15 protein-coding genes are annotated in these 17,511 nt (G+C 47.8%); 5 read left to right on the forward strand and 10 right to left on the reverse strand.

The window, feature by feature from the left end; translation table 11 throughout:
* Nucleotides 1-2: 2 nt before the first annotated feature.
* From mutL to HFE01_RS07545, 5 genes are all read right to left on the reverse strand, one after another.
* Nucleotides 3-2,171 (reverse strand): DNA mismatch repair endonuclease MutL, encoded by a 2,169-nt coding sequence (gene mutL, locus HFE01_RS07525; RefSeq protein WP_167437968.1) that lies wholly within the window; start codon nt 2,169-2,171, stop codon nt 3-5.
* Between the two features lie 70 nt (nt 2,172-2,241).
* The gene (gene mutS / locus HFE01_RS07530; protein WP_167437967.1) at nt 2,242-5,061 is read right to left on the reverse strand and encodes a DNA mismatch repair protein MutS; all 2,820 of its coding nucleotides are present in this window, start codon (nt 5,059-5,061) and stop codon (nt 2,242-2,244) included.
* Nucleotides 5,062-5,170: 109 nt separating this feature from the next.
* Nucleotides 5,171-6,406, reverse strand: a complete 1,236-nt coding sequence (locus HFE01_RS07535; RefSeq protein ID WP_107733475.1) for a putative amidoligase domain-containing protein — start codon at nt 6,404-6,406, stop codon at nt 5,171-5,173.
* A 123-nt stretch (nt 6,407-6,529) separates the two neighbouring features.
* A complete protein-coding gene (locus tag HFE01_RS07540) occupies nt 6,530-7,087 on the reverse strand; it encodes an outer spore coat protein CotE (protein WP_013371552.1) in 558 nt (185 codons plus the stop codon).
* A gap of 126 nt (nt 7,088-7,213) precedes the next feature.
* Nucleotides 7,214-8,110, reverse strand: coding sequence for a LysR family transcriptional regulator (locus HFE01_RS07545; protein ID WP_025365075.1), 897 nt, complete (start codon nt 8,108-8,110; stop codon nt 7,214-7,216).
* Nucleotides 8,111-8,225: 115 nt separating this feature from the next.
* Here HFE01_RS07545 and HFE01_RS07550 point away from each other — a divergent pair, with 115 nt between their 5' ends.
* Complete coding sequence (locus HFE01_RS07550) at nt 8,226-9,542, forward strand: amino acid permease (RefSeq protein WP_025365076.1); 1,317 nt, start codon at nt 8,226-8,228, stop codon at nt 9,540-9,542.
* Nucleotides 9,543-9,562: 20 nt separating this feature from the next.
* Here the strand turns inward: HFE01_RS07550 and HFE01_RS07555 are convergent, their stop codons facing one another.
* From HFE01_RS07555 to HFE01_RS07575, 5 genes are all read right to left on the reverse strand, one after another.
* Complete coding sequence (locus HFE01_RS07555; RefSeq protein WP_013371555.1) at nt 9,563-10,519, reverse strand: aromatic acid exporter family protein; 957 nt, start codon at nt 10,517-10,519, stop codon at nt 9,563-9,565.
* A gap of 117 nt (nt 10,520-10,636) precedes the next feature.
* The gene (locus HFE01_RS07560) at nt 10,637-11,470 is read right to left on the reverse strand and encodes an ABC transporter permease (RefSeq protein ID WP_016822103.1); all 834 of its coding nucleotides are present in this window, start codon (nt 11,468-11,470) and stop codon (nt 10,637-10,639) included.
* An 8-nt stretch (nt 11,471-11,478) separates the two neighbouring features.
* Nucleotides 11,479-12,291 carry an ABC transporter ATP-binding protein gene (locus tag HFE01_RS07565; RefSeq protein WP_016822104.1) on the reverse strand — a complete coding sequence of 271 codons (813 nt, stop codon included), beginning with the start codon at nt 12,289-12,291 and terminating at the stop codon, nt 11,479-11,481.
* Complete coding sequence (locus tag HFE01_RS07570; RefSeq protein WP_107733474.1) at nt 12,288-13,373, reverse strand: ABC transporter substrate-binding protein; 1,086 nt, start codon at nt 13,371-13,373, stop codon at nt 12,288-12,290. The genes HFE01_RS07565 and HFE01_RS07570 overlap by 4 nt, the downstream gene beginning before the upstream one ends.
* A gap of 143 nt (nt 13,374-13,516) precedes the next feature.
* Nucleotides 13,517-15,034, reverse strand: a complete 1,518-nt coding sequence (locus HFE01_RS07575; RefSeq protein WP_107733473.1) for a carboxypeptidase M32 — start codon at nt 15,032-15,034, stop codon at nt 13,517-13,519.
* A gap of 173 nt (nt 15,035-15,207) precedes the next feature.
* Between HFE01_RS07575 and HFE01_RS07580 the strand changes: the two genes are divergently transcribed.
* The 4 genes from HFE01_RS07580 (at nt 15,208) to HFE01_RS07595 (ending at nt 17,478) form a co-directional block, all read left to right on the forward strand.
* On the forward strand, nt 15,208-15,771 hold the full coding sequence (locus HFE01_RS07580; protein ID WP_016822107.1) for a beta-class carbonic anhydrase: 564 nt from the start codon (nt 15,208-15,210) through the stop codon (nt 15,769-15,771).
* A 242-nt stretch (nt 15,772-16,013) separates the two neighbouring features.
* Nucleotides 16,014-16,580: a PadR family transcriptional regulator gene (locus tag HFE01_RS07585; RefSeq protein ID WP_167437966.1), complete on the forward strand. Its 567-nt coding sequence runs from the start codon at nt 16,014-16,016 to the stop codon at nt 16,578-16,580.
* Nucleotides 16,581-16,740: 160 nt separating this feature from the next.
* Nucleotides 16,741-17,196, forward strand: a complete 456-nt coding sequence (locus tag HFE01_RS07590) for a hypothetical protein (protein ID WP_107733472.1) — start codon at nt 16,741-16,743, stop codon at nt 17,194-17,196.
* 3 nt (nt 17,197-17,199) lie between these two features.
* A complete protein-coding gene (locus tag HFE01_RS07595; protein ID WP_017427605.1) occupies nt 17,200-17,478 on the forward strand; it encodes a YxcD family protein in 279 nt (92 codons plus the stop codon).
* Nucleotides 17,479-17,511 lie beyond the last annotated feature (33 nt).

Below are 17,511 nucleotides of genomic sequence, written 5' to 3' on the forward strand. Positions count from 1 at the left end.
CCTTACATTACTCTTTTAAACAGCTTCTCCAAATCATATGTGGAAAAGGAAACAACGATGGGGCGCCCATGGGGGCAGGTATAGGGTTGTTTGCAGGCTGCCAAACGCTCTAACAGCACGACAGCCTGTCGGTCAGTCAGCTTCTGATTTGCTTTAATCGAAGCCCGGCAGGAGCACATGATTGAGGCTGCCTCCCGCAGTTTAGCTAGATCAATGGCTTTTTCCTCCAGCACCCATCCAGCCATTTCCTCAATGACATCCGCTTCTTCTCCTTTGGGGAGCCAGTACGGATATGAGCTGACACGGAAGGTTTGCCCGCCAAAATGTTCCAAATACACCCCCGCCTGTTCAAACCAATGCAACCTTGTTTTCAATTTTTCCGTTTCGGAAGGTGTAAATTCCAATGTAATTGGCAGTAACAACTCCTGTGATACTGATTCAGGATTGCCAAATTTTTCGTAATAAAATTCGTAATTGACCCGTTCATGGGCGGCATGCTGATCAATTAAATACAAGCCCTGGTCGTTCTGTGCAATCAGATAGGTTCCATGGTGCTGACCGATTAAATTCAGCTCAGGAAAAGTAGGCACCTCAGGAGCTGCCCCCGACAACGCTGCTAATTGATCTGTATTCAGACGTTCCTGGTGCGGCTTCTGATCCGTGGATTTAGTAGTGTTGTCTGCAAGGGGTGAAACAGAAGAACGGTAAGCAGCAGAAGCAGCCGTTTCCTGTATCCCTTCGCTGTACGAGGAAGAGACATCTGTTTCGGCATGATCTCCTGTGGATATCCGTGTAGTCGTCCCATCAGAAAGCGACACGCCTCCTCTATCATCACTCCCGTTGTTTTCTTCCACAAAATCTGCATCCAGTTCGTCGTCACTGATACGTTGACGAGCGAGAGTGTTTGCCTGTCCATTGACTAAATGGCTCCTCTCCCTACTCGGATGTTGCTCACGCTCCTGGCTAATCTTCTTCTTCTCTTCATTACTGGTCATGTGATTGGATTGTGTCGATTCCTGGACCTGCGGCGAAGCCATAGAAAGAGGTAGCGTTCGATTATGACCATTATCCGAAGAAGCATCTACTTCTGCACCATTTCCTTTCGAGAAATGAAACTGCTCCTGCACAAACGAGCCACTATCCTTACCGCCAATTTCGCGTTTAACTGCCTTCGGAATCAGCACTTGCTGCCCTAAAACAGCTTTTACCGAATCTTCAACCAACTGAAACAGTTCAGCTTCTTTACTGAACCTCACCTCCAGCTTGGCTGGATGGACGTTAACATCCACCAAAGAAGGATGCATGTCCAGTTGGATCACAGCCAGCGGATAACGATTGATCGGCAACAAAGTATGATACGCCTTGAGCAGTGCCTGATTGAGCCCATAGCTTCGCACAAATCGTCCATTCACTACTGTCGAAATTGCATTTCGATTCGATCTGGTCCACTCCGGGCGACTAACATAGCCGCTAATTCGGTAATCAAGGCTCTCTCCTTCCACCATCAGCATTGATTTTGCCGCAGAAGTTCCGTAAATAGCAGCTATCACTTGGAGCAAATCGCCATTTCCCAGCGTTTGCAGCAATGTATTGCCATTATGCCGCAATGTGAAGGCCACTTCCGGGTGCGAAAGCGCCATTCGGTACAATACATCCGAAATGTGCCCCAACTCCGTCTGGATTGTTTTCATATATTTTAGCCGTGCAGGTGTATTATAAAACAGATCGCGTACGGTAAAATCCGTCCCCTGCCTACCAGCAGCATCCTCGTGAAGTACCAGTTTACCGCCCTCAATCACCAGTTTACGGGCACGGCCGTCATCTCCTGCTGCTGTGAGCAGCTCTACTTTCGATACAGCCGCTATACTGGGCAATGCCTCTCCCCGGAAGCCGAGGCTTGTGATTTGGAATAGGTCGCGGCCATGTCCGATTTTGCTTGTCGCGTGCCGATAAAATGCCGTTTCCACGTCTTCAGGCTCTATCCCACTGCCATTATCCGTCACCCGAATACTTTGCAGGCCGCCCTCTTCTACCCATACGTCTACTCGTGTACCGCCCGCATCAATCGCATTTTCCACCAGTTCCTTCACGACGGAGGCTGGACGTTCCACGACCTCACCGGCAGCAATCTGGTTCGCAATATGCTCATCTAGCACTCGAATTTTAGACATCCTTTTAACCTCCTCCTGACTTCAAAGTGTGATGAAAAATAAGCAAAATAATAATGCCTAATATTTTTAATTACAGACCATTGGCTTTATTTTTTAATTCATTTAACAATTGCATTGCCTGTAAGGGTGTCATGTTCATGACATCAGCATTTTTCACTTTCCGCAAAATTTGGCGCACGATCGGATTAGCTTCTACCGTCTCTGGGTGTGGCTTGGAGGGAGCAAGATCCTGCTCTCCGAAAATGGACAGCTGTACCACGTCAGAAGCTGATCGCTCCAACTCACCTGAATCTTCCACAATCTGTAATGTATCTTCTTTTACCAGGGTGGCTTGCTGTGATCCAGACTGGACTTGTGGTGCTGTATCTCCGTTCGCTGACAATGTCTGGCCTACATATTTTGCGGACATTGGAGAAATCTCTTCTGTCCCTGACGCTGTACGAAGATCAGTCCCTTCCTTCGCTCCCCCTACTGCCTCCGTGCCCGCCGTTACTTGAGCTGCCGCCTGTTCAAAACCATATAGCAGACCATTCGCTCGCTCAATAATGTTATTAGGCAAACCTGCAAGCCGGGCACAATAAATACCATAGCTACTACTCGCCGCGCCTGGTATGAGCTTGCGCAGGAAATTCACCTTATCGCCGCTTTCCTGCACAGCCATGGAGTAATTTCGCAGCGAAGACAGACCTTGCTCCAAATGGGCCAGCTCATGGAAATGCGTAGATACCAGCGCCTTACAACCAATCGTATCATGCACAAATTCGATGACCGCTTGTGCAATTGCCATCCCTTCGCTGGTGGACGTCCCTCGTCCCAGTTCATCAATAATAATCAAGCTTCGCGGAGTTGCCTTGTCCGTCATGACTTGAATATCCGCCATTTCGACCATAAACGTACTCTGCCCGCCGATGAGATCATCCGCAGCACCGATCCGTGTGAAAATGCGATCCAGCATCGGCACTTTAGCACGTGCAGCCGGGACAAAGCAGCCAATTTGAGCCATAATCGCAATGAGGGCAACCTGACGCATATACGTACTTTTCCCAGCCATATTCGGACCGGTGATGAGTAGAATATGCGCATCGGCTTCTTCCAACACTGTGTTGTTGGCGATAAAGCCACCATCTTTCATTACGGCCTCCACAACCGGGTGCCGTCCCTGTTCCACTACAAAATCATATCCTGTTGTCAGCTCAGGTTTCACGAATCCACGTTCCGCGCTAACCGTTGCCAGCGACTGATACACGTCGATTTCAGCAACTTGCTCTGCCAGCTTTTGCAAACGGGGAATTTCAGCGTTCAGTTTACCGCGAAGCTCGGAGAAAAGCGTGTACTCCAGATCCACCATTTTATCCTCAGCTTCCAGAATCAGCGATTCCTTTTCCTTCAATTCCGGTGTGATATACCGTTCTGCATTCGCCAACGTCTGTTTGCGTTCATATCGACCTTCCGGTAATGAAGCCAAATTGGATTTGGTCACCTCGATGTAATAACCAAACACTTTGTTGTATCCGATTTTGAGCGACCGAATGCCGGTTGCTACACGTTCCTTGGCTTCCAGCTCAGCGATCCAACGCTTACCGTTCACACTCGCTTCACGCAGTTCGTCCAGACGCTGATGGTAACCTTCCTTTATAAGCCCTCCATCTCTTACGGAAATCGGGGGTTCATCGGCAACTGCTTCCTCAATTAGCGTACACAGGTCTGTACAGCTGTCCAATGTTTGTGCAATCCGTCTCAGCGTATTCGATGGAGATTCAGAGCACAGCTCGCGTAAAGACGGAATTTGAGCCAGAGACAGCTTGAGAGCGATCAAATCTCGTGCATTAGCACTACCAAAAGCGATCCGTCCTACCAAACGCTCCAGGTCGTAAATCTCTTTAAGCTGAGCACGTACATCCTCGCGGAAAATAAACTGGTGATATAGCTTGTCTACCGCTTCTAACCGTTCCTCAATTAAATTGCTGCTCAATAACGGCTTGTCGATCCAGCGACGCAACAAACGTGCGCCCATGGATGTCTCTGTTCGATCCAACAGCCACAGCAGCGAGCCTTTCTTGGAGCGTTCACGCACCGTCTCCACCAGTTCCAGATTCCGGCGGGTAAATGGATCCAGAATCATAAAATGATTGGGCTCATAAACCGAGATTTGGGTCAGTTGACCTAACGATCTTTTTTGCGTTTCATTTAAGTAGGCAATCAGGCGCGATACGCAACGTCTGCGTTCCTCCGTAAGCCTTGCCCATGTGGCTTCACCGAATTGATCCCGTACCAGATCATCTTTGGATTTGTCCCAGGCCGTATACACAACACGCCGTCCAACAGGGGACATACGAGAGGTCACGAAATCGAGCAAATGACCATCCCCCAACATTTCGGACGGCTCATAAATGTTAATTTCATCTAATAGCCATTCTTTCGAATCAGGTACGGAAGTCACATAGAGTTCACCTGTCGACAAGTCGCATGCCGCCAGCGCCAGCATCCCGTCCGTCTCTGTGACACATACCATGTAGTTGTTGGATTTATCACCCAGCACTTTGCCCTCCATGACCGTACCCGGGGTCACAACACGGACGATATCCCGCCGCACCATTCCCTTCGTAGCTGAGGCTTCCTCCATTTGCTCACAGATAGCCACCTTATAACCCTTCTCAATAAGGCGTTGTATGTAATTTTCTGCTGAATGATAAGGCACGCCGCACATTGGAATTTTCTCCGCGACGCCACCCTCACGACCAGTCAGTGTAATTTCCAGCTCCTTGGATGCAAGAATCGCATCATCAAAAAACATCTCGTAAAAATCCCCTAGGCGGAAAAACAAAAATGCATCTTTAGCCTGCTCTTTTATAGATAAATATTGCTCGATCATCGGTGTATATTTAGACATACCGTTACCTAACCCCCACACTTTGTTCCGTTAATCTTATAATTATCTTTCATTATATCAAAAATGACAGTCGATAACATGAAACCCTCTCGGGTGTTGACACCTGATTTTACGAAAGCTTCCAGTACGGGCGCAAATCCCGTGTTTCATCCCATTGTTTTCCTTGGCGAAGGCTATCCAGCAGCGGCGCTATATAAGTTTCATATTGAGAATAGATCTCTAGTGAAACCATATCTAAAATAACTGGCTCCATATACTCTCTAAGTACAACCTGGTTTCCTTCATAAAAAGCTCTGTGAGCCTCTTCTTCTCCCAAAGGCCTACGCTGCAAACGTGAATATTGGGAAGCGATCAGAAACGCCATCCCAATCACACCTTTCGCCAGCTGTGGCGAGATTAGAAAACTAGGCAGTGTACGATATTCAAAGCCTCCGTAAGACTGACGGCGAAAATCGCCCAAAATGCCATAATGCGGTCTGCGCCGAGCTGAGCGCTTATCTTCTAGCAGCGCCAGAGGCAACGCCAAATAGTTATCTAGTGCCCTAAGTAGGGCACCATTTAGCGGAACACCGCTGAAATGCAGGTGTCCGCCCAAGGGAAAACCTGGCTGCGGCATTCCGCCCGCCTGCCAGATAAGCGTGCGGTCGTCAATACGCCGAGCTGCTGTTGCAAAAGCTTGGCGCAGATGCCTCAGCAGACGAGCCGGATCTTCGCTCGGGGCAGGACGAAGCTCAGCGACCGGATACAGCGTTCGCCCTCGGCGGGTAACGGCATCGCAGCCAGCTATGCCTAGTCGACCCAAAAATCTAGAAGCCGGAACAACCCTCCCCTCTGGCATACGAACCAGCACAAATTCGGGGTCCATTCCGATTAATAGTCGCGCGCTCCCCCGTTTCGCTGAAAATTCCTCTCCCGGAGCATCCTCTTCACGAGCAGCAACTTCGTATAGCGTGGCCAAACGTCTATCGTTCAGCCAGGGCTGTGCCAAGACTTGGCGAACCTGACAATTGCGCTCTCCCAGCGGCGTCAGCACTACCTCACCACTGTCCAAACCGAGTGTATACAACGCACGTACAGCCAGCCGCTCCATCCGGACATAGAGCGGGGATCGAGAATCTAGTTCAGACAAATCACATGTGCTAACTTTGGTAGAACCTTCGAGGGCACGTCTACGGATTTCCAGTCCCCGCAGTTGATGGATTTGCACCGCGTAGCCGATCGTAAAATCTGCTGTACTCTCATCCAGCCAACGAACCGATATACCTGAACGCTCCAGTCTGCGCATTTTTTCATCATCCGTCATCTCTCTGAAGCGTTTGAGCGCCTGTCCCGGTTGCCGCATCATACTCCCCCTTCGTTCTACGTACGGACTTCAACGATCCAAAACGACAAAAAAGGAGGGCCTTTGCCCCCTGCGCAATATCAGCCGGCGCAAAGAGTAAAGTGGCCCTCTTTTTGGTCACTCCTGTCAGAGCTCGTCGTCAATGAGGTCGGGGTCGAGCTCCTCATAGTCCCCCTCTTCCGCTCCAAAATCAAAGTCCTTGTCAAAATCGTCACTGCTGCCATACGGGAATACTTCTACAACAATCTTCGTTTCCGCCACCAGCTCCACCGCAAATTCCCGCTCGACCCGGATCATTACGCTGCCACCTCCAGAAGACACACTGGCCTCAACGCAACTTGGCTCCTGTGTAGCTTCGGCGGATACTTCCACTGTAGACGCCCGGTGCTTCGGATCAAGATACGAGAGCGGCACATTTTCTACGTACGATACCGTTTCCTTAGCCACATCGGTCTGCGAGTTTTTATCGTATGAGTACCAAATATTGATATCATACGTCCCGATGACCTCAATGCCGTCTCCAGCCGCCACAGCTTCATACTGGTGGTTGATAATCCATGCTCCCAAAATACTGGTCGGATTATTCGGCGGAGTTACGGTATGGGTTACGGTAGAGAATCTGCGACCTTTACCACAGATCGCTTTGGTAATAATCTCTCTACGATTTTTATGACTTAATGCCATTCTTGAACCTCCTCCATACAATCAATCATTCCATACATATGTATGCAGGTTGTGGGCGAATGTTGAGTGAATAGGCGAAAAGGAAAAAATATTATTTGTATAAGCATATGCCGCCATGGCTTGAACTCATGCACGCCAATGTGTTACATGCTGCTCAACGATCTGTAAAAATTCGCTCAGAGCTGGCGATTTCCACTTTTTCGTGTGATAAGCGACCTGAGTAGCCACCTGCTGTTCACTGTCATCCCAGGCTAGACGTGCCATTTTCCCTTCTCGCAACTCATTTTGTACCGTAACTAGTGGAAGCAACGCAATACCCAGTCCAGCCATGACACATTGCTTGATGGCTTCAATGCTCCAAAATTCCAGACTAGGGTCTGCAAAAATACCGTGTTTGTTCAAATACTGCTCAAAAAGGATTCGGTACGTACATCCAGCCTCCGTATGCAAAATGGTTTCGTCCTTCAAGTCGGCAGGCTCTACCTGTGTACAGGCAACCAGTGAATGCTTCAGTGGCGCAACCAGCGCCATCGGCTCATGAATAAGCGTGGTGATATTCAGTTCTCTATCCTCCGTCTCAGGTTGAAGCAAAAAAGCCAAATCCAGTTCACCGGAACGGATCAAATCACGTAATTCCCAGCATTCGCCGGGCTTAAGTACAATTTTGACCTTTGGGTACCGCTCTCTGTACTCACGGATCAAACTCGGCAAACGAAAAGCAGCCAGAGACTCTGGTGCTCCTATTTTTAGCGTCCCTGTTAATTCTGTTTCTGAACGAAGCGCATCCTTAGCCATAGCATGCATCTTGGAAATTTCCTGCGCATAGGGCAGCAGGCGTCGCCCGGCATCGGTCAGCATGATTTTCTTGCCAATGCGATCAAACAGCGGCGTACCCAATTCCGTCTCCAGTGTTTGAATTTGAGCAGTAATACTTGACTGCGCATAATCCAGTATACGCGCTGCTCGCGTAAAACTGCCTGCCTCCACCACATTTAAAAAGGTAAACAAATGCCGCGATTCCATAATCCGCTCCTTCAATCGATTTTTCCGATGCAAGCAATCGTAATATTCCGTTTTTCCGATAGATTGATTATCTGATAAGCTGGAGAAAATAACAAGAGAAAGAAGGCTTTTCTGCATGACGAATGAAAATAAACTTCAATCCACTATTGGTCTTCCACAGGCCATTGCGCTCTATATCGGAGCTGTGCTGGGTTCGGGGGTATTGATTGTGCCTGGCCTTGCCGCCCAAATGGCGGGTCCAGCATCGTTGCTGGCATGGGGATTCATGACCCTGCTCATTCTGCCAATGGCGCTTTCCATGGGGCTTCTATCTGCGAAATTTCCAAATGCGGGAGGGGTATCGCATTTTGTGACGTTGGCCTTTTCCCCACGTGCCGGTGCTTATATCGGGTGGTTTTTTCTCATGTCGGTTCCAATTGGGGCGCCTGTTGCCGCACTTACCGGAGCCGGCTATATGACCACAGCTATGGGCTGGGGAGAGGAAAGTCGCATACTGTTGGCCGCTGCTATGCTGGCGGTGGGCCTGACTATCAACTGGATCGGTATGAAGGTTGCCGGACGTATTCAGATTGCCGTCGTTATAGCCATCGTTGCCGTCCTGATATTCGCTATTGCCGCAGCACTCCCTCAGATGAAAACTGTTCACTTTACGCCGTTTGTTCCACATGGCTGGCTTTCTGTCGGCCAAGCAGCTGCGATTCTGTTCTGGTGCTTTATCGGCTGGGAGGCCGTGTCTCATATGTCAGAGGAATTTACCAATCCCGAGCGGTCTGCCGTTAAAGGTGTGACCATTGCAGCTGTCATTGTTGGTTTGCTTTATTTCCTTACTGCGCTTGCTACAGTGGGCACACAAAGTTACCTTGCAGGGGATTCGGATGCTTCGCTCGTATGGGTGATTAGTCGGGCTATCGGTCCATGGGGTGCGATCATTGCGGGCTTGACGGGTATCTTTATTTGTACCGCTACTATTATTGCTTACGTGGGTGCCGCTTCACGAGTCGCTTATGCTTTATCCCGGCAAGGACAGGCCTTTCGCTGGATGGGCATGTTATCCCAACGTTTTCATACCCCCATCGGAGGCATTGCTTTTCTTAGTGCCTGCTTCGTGATCATTATGGTGTTGTACGGTAGTGGTGCTGTTTCACTCACCAACCTGATCCAATTCCCGAACGCTACCTTCATTCTGACCTATCTAGGGGGTTGTGCAGCAGGAATAAAGCTTCTACGCGGAAGTCGTTGGGGAGTTTCCATTAGTTGGATTTCCTTCATCTCCACGGCAGTTGTTTTCCCCTTTGTTGGGTGGGCTATGCTTTACCCTTGCCTGATCACCGCTGTCTTATGGATCACAGATCGAATTCGGCATAAACGAACTTTCACTCACCCAGGTTCTGCCATTACCGATCAAGAAAAGGCTACTGTCCGTCATGGATAGTAGCCGCTCAGGTCCTTACTCTAATTTTTCACTGGAGTAGGGGCCTTGTCCTTTTTAGCGATTTTCAAATACTGATGAAGCTCATGTGTAAGCTGCAATAATGCCGAACGGATCTCGAATTCCTCCCGTGTGGCAGGAAGCTCCATCGCTTTAAATTCTTCACGAACCTGCTCTAACAGCTTCTCAGTCTGCCCCGTATAATGTCCAGCCAAAACGTCGTTGCTAAGCTGGTCGAACAGCTCGGCCAAAAGCTTGGCCTGCGGCATATGCTGATACATTTGTGCGATCAACTGCATCATGTTTTGAATCGAATCCAGCTGTTCTTTGCGCATATAAAAATACACATTCCAGCCCTCTTGGGGACGAAGCATTTGATTTTCCAATGAACGACCTGCCTCAGTGACCCCTTTGGTGATCACGCTGTCCGCTTCAATAACTTCCTTGCCATCCCATATGTATGCCGGACTACGCAGCGTGTTGGCCATATTTCTGAAAATAACAGAAAATGTCCGATCTACCTCCTGCCGGATTTGTTGCATTGTATTATCAGAACGCGGCATATAAGCTAAATTGACAACCATCGCAGAACCCAGTCCAATCACCAGCAGAGCCAGCTGGGTCAGCAGCACCTCCATATCAATCACACCGCCGCTGAATACTCGGAAAACTACGACTGAACCCGTGACAATGCCTTCCTTAAAGCCTACCCGTACAATGACCGGAAACGCCGTTAAAATATATAATGCAAGTACCCAATCATGGAATCCGAATACCACAAACAAAACACAAGCAAAAAGAAGTCCCACGACGGATGCAAAAAATCTAGCCGAAATGGTACGGAGACTTCTCTTGCGTGTGACATCCACCCCCAAAATTGCTAAAAGCCCTGCCGAGGTGGCTCCGTGAATGCCTACTCCCTCCGCAATAAGTACGGCCATTAATGCGGCAATAGCCGTTTTAATCGTACGAAAGCCCATGAAAAAATTCTGTCCCCTCTAGATGAAATCTGTTTTCTCATTTTCATAAATATTAAGTATTTCATTTTCATGGTACTTTATTTTCACGTTTTACACAAATATTCAGAAATTTAATAATTACCGATGAGGGCGGCCCGAAAGCAGGCGGTGCTCCACATACACGACTGCCTGATACATCAGTGTAGCTACGACAGCAATGATCAACAAACTGGACATGACCAGCGTGAAATTGAATACCTGAAAACCATAAATAATCAAATAGCCTAAGCCGTTTTTAGCCACCAAAAATTCACCCACAATCACGCCAACCCACGCCATGCCGACATTCACTTTTAGCGTAGAGACAATTGCGGGAAAGGATGCGGGCAAAATTACCTTTTGAAACGTATCACGGCGTGAACCTCCAAACGTGCGAACCACTTTGATCAAATTCGAATCGACTTCCTGAAAGCTGTTGTACACCACTAGTGTCGTAATGATAACCGTAATGGAGAGGGTCGTCATCAGAATCGCGGTAAAACCTGCCCCAAACATGACGATAAAAATCGGGCCCAGCGCTACCTTGGGCATACTGTTAAACACGACCATATACGGGTCAAGCACCCTCGACAAAAACGGCGACCACCAAATAAGTACCGCCAGCAGTGTACCGAGCAGTGTGCCAAGCAAAAAACCTGCCATTGTTTCTCCAACAGTGACACCTACATGCCCCCATAATTCACCGCTGACCGCATCCTTGCCAATCTGTGTGAGAATTTTGCTAGGGTAGCTAAACAACAGTACATCAATCCACTTCAAACGACCTGCAATTTCCCACAATACAAATAAAAGCAGCAAAATAGCTGTCTGCACACCTGTTACTAACCACTTTTGCAAACGCCTGTTACGCAAATACGTCTGATGCAGTCCTTGAATCCATCGTTGCTCAAGCTGATCAGCTTCGTTCTTCATACGTTAACTCACTCCTTTGCTCCCGAAGCCTCCAGTTCCCCCCATATTTCATGAAAAAGCTCATTAAAGCCCGGCTGCTCGCGTGCATAAAAAGGCTGGGCTTCCCGGATGGAATCCGGAATTTCAAAGGTACGCCGAATATGACCAGGATTTCGCCCCATCACTATAACCCGGTCGCTGACTGCAATCGCCTCGGCCAAATCGTGCGTGACTAAAATCGCCGTTTTCTCTCGCTCCCGCAAGGTTTGCACAACAAGGTCCTCCAGCTGTAGCTTGGTTTGATAATCCAGCGCGGAGAACGGTTCATCCAGCAGCAGCAGTCCCGGATTAGTCGCCAGCGTCCGTACCAGCGCCACACGCTGGCGCATTCCTCCAGACAACTGGGATGGATGCAAATGCTCCTTTCCTCCCAGACCCATGCCTTCCAGCAATAACCGTGTACGCTCACGCGCAGCTTCATCTACTCTGTTGCTTAGTTCCAGACCTAACAATGCGTTATCCATGATCGTCCGCCACGGGAAGAGATAATCCTGCTGCAACATGTAACCGACCTCAGGGCTCGGGCCACTTACCGGCTGACCTTGCAGCATAACTTGACCTGCCGCTGGACGCAGCAGCCCGGCGATCATAGACAGAATCGTCGTTTTGCCACAGCCGCTTGGACCGACTAAACTGACAAACTCCCCTGTATTTACGGAAAAATCGATATTCTCAACCGCAAGTGAAGCTTCCCGATCTGTTACATACACATGGGTCACTTGCTCCATTCTCACCATCGGGATCGTCACATCCGCAGTGAGACCACTCTGTTCCTCCATCATGGTGAACCTCCAGCATCGACAGCTGTATCCGTAGCAGTTGCGCTCTTTTTCACATCTGTCTCAGTATTCCCGATAGAGTTGGAGGAGATCGCCTGTTTTGCAAAGCTTGAGTTGACCAGCTTATCTAGTGCAACAGGGCTTTTCAGCTCACCTGCCGAGGCCATGACATCCTGTAAATTCTTCCATTCCTTTTCCTCAATCATCGGGTTCATAGCATAGGTACTCTGTTCCTTGTAGCGCTTGATGCTACTCGTCAAAACAGCTAATTCTGTATCTTTAAAATAAGGCGTAATTGCTTCGGCGATCTGTTCAGGTGAATGCGCAGCAATCCACTGTTGTGCCCGATATATGGCATTTGTAAATTTCTGAGCGGCCTCGCTATTGGTGCTTAGATAGCTTTGCTTCGCCATATATACCGTATATGGCAACTCGCCACTCTCTACGCCGATGGAGGCAACCACCCTCCCCCGACCTTCCTTTTCAAAAATAGATGCCTGTGGCTCAAACAGCTGTACGTAATCCCCTGTACCTGAGCCAAAAGCAGAGGCGACATTGGCAAAATCAATATTTTGAATCAGCTTCAGATCCTTATGAGGATCAATGCCGTGTTTGCGAAGCGTAAATTCAAGTGACATTTGTGGCATTCCGCCCTTGCGTTGTCCCAGAAAATTTTGTTGTTTCAGCTTTTCCCAGTCAAAGCTATCCTGCGTTTGCCGAGCAAACAAAAAGGTTCCGTCCTTCTGTGTCAGCTGGGCGAAATTAATGATAGGGTCCTCTGCTCCTTGCTGATACACATAAATAGATGTTTCTGCGCCGATCAGCGCGATATCCGCCTGATTGGACAACAACGCCGTCATCGCCTTGTCTCCCCCAGGGATCGTAGCCAGCTGAACATCCAGTCCCTCCTGAGCAAACATCCCCTGGCTCAAGGCTACATACTGCGGCGCATAAAAGACCGTACGGGCTACCTCGCCAAGTCTGATCTCAATCGTTTGCTCCCCTTTGGGGGCACACCCACTGAGCAACAGTAATCCGAGTAGTGCCGCAGCCACCACTGCTTTGAAACGAGTGCCGTTTTTCATCCTTGTTCCCTCCCCACCTTTTTGCATCGTTGACTTCATATATTGTTATGCGGCTGTCGATATAATGGTTAATCGCACACAAAAACCCCGCATTTGCCTAAGAACGCGGGGTTTTTGTGTGTGATTATATAACAACTTCTAAATCACAGCTTGTATATGGATGTATATTTCTCTTCCAGATAGTCGGCGAGATAATCGGGATTCAGATCCTCACCTGTAATGGCTACAATCAACTCAGACGGCGTCCGACTCTTGCCGTAACGGTAAATCCGTTCTGTCAACCATTGCTTAATCGGCTCCAGCTCACCAGCAGCAATCAGCTCATCTAGGTTCGGCAGCTCTTTGCGCAGAGTCGCCAAAATTTGCGCTGCATACATATTGCCAAGCGAGTACGAAGCAAAATAGCCAAAGTCACCACCGGACCAGTGAACGTCTTGAAGTACGCCCAGCCCATCGCTCGAGGGAAGAAGTCCCAGGTATTCTTTATATTTTGCATTCCACACCTCAGGGAGACGCTTTACATCCAGCTTTTCATTAAACAGCATTTTCTCAATTTCATAGCGGACAATAATATGTAAATTATATGTCAGCTCATCCGCTTCAATACGAATCAATGAATTTTCCACGCGGTTGACTGCCCGGTAAAATTGCTCAGCCGTGACCTTCGCCAAACGATCAGGAAAATGCTTTTGCAGATCATCGTAATACCGATCCCAGAAAGCACGACTGCGTCCGATTTTATTTTCCCACAAGCGGGACTGGGATTCATGTATCCCCATAGAGGTTCCTCCGGACAGTAGTGATCCTGCTAGCTCAGGAGCAATATTTTGTTCGTACAGTGCATGGCCTCCTTCATGCAGCGAGCTGAAAATAGCACTGGTTACATCATCTTGCAAATAATGTGTTGTTATACGCACATCACCTGGATTTAAGCCTGTCGCAAAGGGATGCACACTCTCATCCAAACGACCTGCGTCAAAGTCATAACCCATCTGACCTAAAATGAACAGACTGAACTTTTCCTGCTGCTTTACATCAAATACACCGTCTAAAAAGCTTTTATCCGGCTGATTGGGTGAAGCCTGAATTTTAGACAATAGGGGTACAAGGCGCTTTTTGAGACGATCAAAGACCGCATCCAGCTTTTCAACCGTCATCCCTGGCTCATATTGATCCAAAAGTGTGTCGTACTCTGTATCCTTAACCCCCCAGTAACCGATAAACTCGCGCTTCATGTCTACGATTTTAGACAAGTACGGTTCGAATCCGGCAAAGTCGCTATGTTCCTTTGCTTCCTCCCACTTGCTTTCCGCCTGAGCCGCTAAAATGCTATACTCCCGGTAGCGGTCTGCCGGAACCGAACGATTCAGGTCATAATTTTTGCGACATTCCTCTACCAGTCTGCGATCATTGTCTTCCAGTTGCTCCAGCTTGTCTTTTGCGGCAAAAAATTGTAGCAACTGCCCCATTTCATCCGAGATCATCAGCTTGAACATTTCCGTGGACAGCATGCCCAACGTCTCCGACCGGATGTCAACGCCCTTGCGTGGAGCGCCTGTCCGTAAATCCCAGTGCAGCAAGCCGACTGCTTCGCCGTAACCACTGATTTTGTGTGCAATTTCCTTTAAAGCCGTCCATTGATCCAACGTTTGTTGCTCCATAATTAGAGACACCTCTTTAACTTAAAATGGTTAAAATTTTTAGATACCTATACTTGATGATAATTATATTAAAAAGTATAATCAACACACAACATGTACGACCAGCTCCTAATACCTGGATCAAACGTTGGGCGGTACATATTAAACTTTATTAGAATCTGGAGGGAACAATCGTGGATCACATCCAAGAAATTTTAGAGTACAATCGTGTTTTCGTAGAAAACAAAGAATACGAGGCCTATAGAACAGGCAAGTTCCCTAATAAAAAAATGGTTATCATAACCTGTATGGATACGCGGCTAACGGAGTTGCTCCCCAAAGCCATGAACCTGCGTAACGGTGATGTCAAAATCATCAAAAATGCGGGTGCAATTATTTCACAGCCTTTTGGAAGCGTAATGCGCAGTGTGCTAGTCGCTCTATACGAGCTGGGAGCAGACGAAGTGCTCGTTGTAGGTCATTATGAATGCGGTATGGCTGCATTAAACGCTGATCACATGGTTAATGAAATGCTTGATCGCGGAATTTCGCAGGAAGTGCTGAGTACATTGGAGAATTCAGGTATTAAGCTGAATAAATGGTTAAAAGGTTTTGACAACATTGAAGAAGGGGTACAGACTACAGTGAAGCTTATTAAAAACCATCCCCTTCTCCCTCCGAATACGCCCGTTCATGGCATGGTAATACATCCAGATACAGGAGCGTTAACACTTGTTGTTGATGGGAATAACCAGTAAACACTATATCTAGTTACCGGGGTAGTTCAGGCGCGTACATACGTGCTTAAACTACCCTGTTTCTATGAAAAAAAGCACATATACATACAGAATGCCCCCAGCTAATTTTGGCTAACCTGTGAACGACCAGTGTGAAAGTTGTCAAACCATACAGTTTCAGTGTACACTTTTTATGAAGCCGCAGATGATCTGCCGCAGAGCTGTTACAACCGTCACTAAGATGGATGAAGGAGATAAGATATATGAATTTACTATCGTATGGTCTGTTGGGGCTACTCGCCAGAGAGGAATCCTCCGGCTATGATCTGATGCTGCGTATACAGCCTTTTTGGCAGGCCAAGCACAGTCAGATCTATCCGCTACTGGCCCGTATGGAGAGCAAGGAACTGCTAGCCTCCCGATGGATTCAGCAATCCGACAAGCCTGATAAAAAAATGTATACCATTACCGACAAGGGAATCCATATGCTTCAGCAATGGTCTCTGGAAACGTTAGCTGCTCCGGTTACACGGGACGAATTAAGCCTTCGATTATTCTGTCTCTGGTTGACGGACAAAACGAGCGCCAATCGTATGCTGGAAGAACGTAAACGTTATTTTATTCAGAAAATCCAGCATCTAGAGGATATACTGAACGACATTCCCGCAGAAAATTTACACTTTGGCAGTAAGAATTTCGGTGACTATATTTTAGTGCAAAAAGGGCTTTTAAATGCTAGAGCAGGCCTGGAATGGTGCCAAATGGTGCTGCGCATGCTGCTTGCCGGTGATGTCAGAGCAGACACGAATCCGTTTTTACTTAAACCCTAAAGCTGAACGTTTTTATCAATCCGTGTATGGGATTTATGTACGTTATCGTTTAATTTTTTAAAATTTAAAATTCTTTGAAACCCTTTTCCATGCTATATCGTATTACGGGTAAGCGGTTGTTTGACCTATAACACAAATTACTAAGGGGGATTATATTTACATGAAAAAGACATTCACTTTGAAAAATATGATGATGCTGATGATGGCTTTCACCCTACTCATTGCTATGATCGCACCATCTACAGCTGATGCAAGGCGTGGTGGCGGATTTAAATCCGGACCAAAATCATACCAATCTACACCAAGCAAAGCGAATGACAGCAGCGGCATCAATAAGTCTGATAGTGGAACTAAATCTAGTGCTACTACGGGCAACACAAGCAAAACCGGTGGGGTCCTTGGTGGCGGTGGCGGGTTCCTCAAAGGTATGATGCTGGGCGGCTTGGCTGGTATGCTCTTTGGCGGATTGTTCGGCAACATGGGTGCATTGGGTAGCTTGCTTGGTCTGGTCGTTAACGTTCTAGCTATTTATGTTCTGATTATGGTTGGTGTAGGTATCTACCGAGCTATCAAAAATCGCCGTAGACCAGATGATTCTCGTGGAGGACGTTACTAAGTTATGATTTTAAGCATGGATGAGATTGTCAATGCCATTTGCCTGCATATGGCTGAACGCAAGGGCGTACAACCAACCGATGTGGTTGTGGAGCTAAGCTGGGATGAAGATACAGGCTATACAGCCGAAGTTCATGTCCAGGGACGCAGTCAATATCTGGTGGAAGCTAATATGATAGAAGCTATTCTGAGATATCTTCATTCCGAATACAATATTCGTGCCTATCGCGAGCAGGTCAGATTGGATCTGGATGAAGAAATTACTGCTATTGTCCAAACTTAATTAAATTGCATAGGACAATCGTACAAACTTATT

Origin of the sequence: Paenibacillus sp. EKM10P (assembly GCF_011800655.1) — a bacterium.
GTDB classification, from domain to species: Bacteria; Bacillota; Bacilli; order Paenibacillales; family Paenibacillaceae; genus Paenibacillus; species Paenibacillus polymyxa.

Excerpts from the sequence above, each read along its gene's own strand:
- HFE01_RS07570 (WP_107733474.1), bottom strand. The coding sequence starts at position 13,373 with ATGAAAAACGGCACTCGTTTCAAAGCAGTGGTGGCTGCGGCACTACTC.
- mutS (WP_167437967.1), bottom strand. The coding sequence starts at position 5,061 with ATGTCTAAATATACACCGATGATCGAGCAATATTTATCTATAAAAGAG.
- HFE01_RS07560 (WP_016822103.1), bottom strand. The coding sequence starts at position 11,470 with ATGAAGAACGAAGCTGATCAGCTTGAGCAACGATGGATTCAAGGACTG.
- HFE01_RS07535 (WP_107733475.1), bottom strand. The coding sequence starts at position 6,406 with ATGATGCGGCAACCGGGACAGGCGCTCAAACGCTTCAGAGAGATGACG.
- HFE01_RS07545 (WP_025365075.1), bottom strand. The coding sequence starts at position 8,110 with ATGGAATCGCGGCATTTGTTTACCTTTTTAAATGTGGTGGAGGCAGGC.
- HFE01_RS07575 (WP_107733473.1), bottom strand. The coding sequence starts at position 15,034 with ATGGAGCAACAAACGTTGGATCAATGGACGGCTTTAAAGGAAATTGCA.
- HFE01_RS07585 (WP_167437966.1), top strand. The coding sequence starts at position 16,014 with ATGAATTTACTATCGTATGGTCTGTTGGGGCTACTCGCCAGAGAGGAA.
- mutL (WP_167437968.1), bottom strand. The coding sequence starts at position 2,171 with ATGTCTAAAATTCGAGTGCTAGATGAGCATATTGCGAACCAGATTGCT.
- HFE01_RS07565 (WP_016822104.1), bottom strand. The coding sequence starts at position 12,291 with ATGATGGAGGAACAGAGTGGTCTCACTGCGGATGTGACGATCCCGATG.
- HFE01_RS07550 (WP_025365076.1), top strand. The coding sequence starts at position 8,226 with ATGACGAATGAAAATAAACTTCAATCCACTATTGGTCTTCCACAGGCC.
- HFE01_RS07595 (WP_017427605.1), top strand. The coding sequence starts at position 17,200 with ATGATTTTAAGCATGGATGAGATTGTCAATGCCATTTGCCTGCATATG.
- HFE01_RS07555 (WP_013371555.1), bottom strand. The coding sequence starts at position 10,519 with ATGGGCTTTCGTACGATTAAAACGGCTATTGCCGCATTAATGGCCGTA.
- HFE01_RS07540 (WP_013371552.1), bottom strand. The coding sequence starts at position 7,087 with ATGGCATTAAGTCATAAAAATCGTAGAGAGATTATTACCAAAGCGATC.
- HFE01_RS07590 (WP_107733472.1), top strand. The coding sequence starts at position 16,741 with ATGAAAAAGACATTCACTTTGAAAAATATGATGATGCTGATGATGGCT.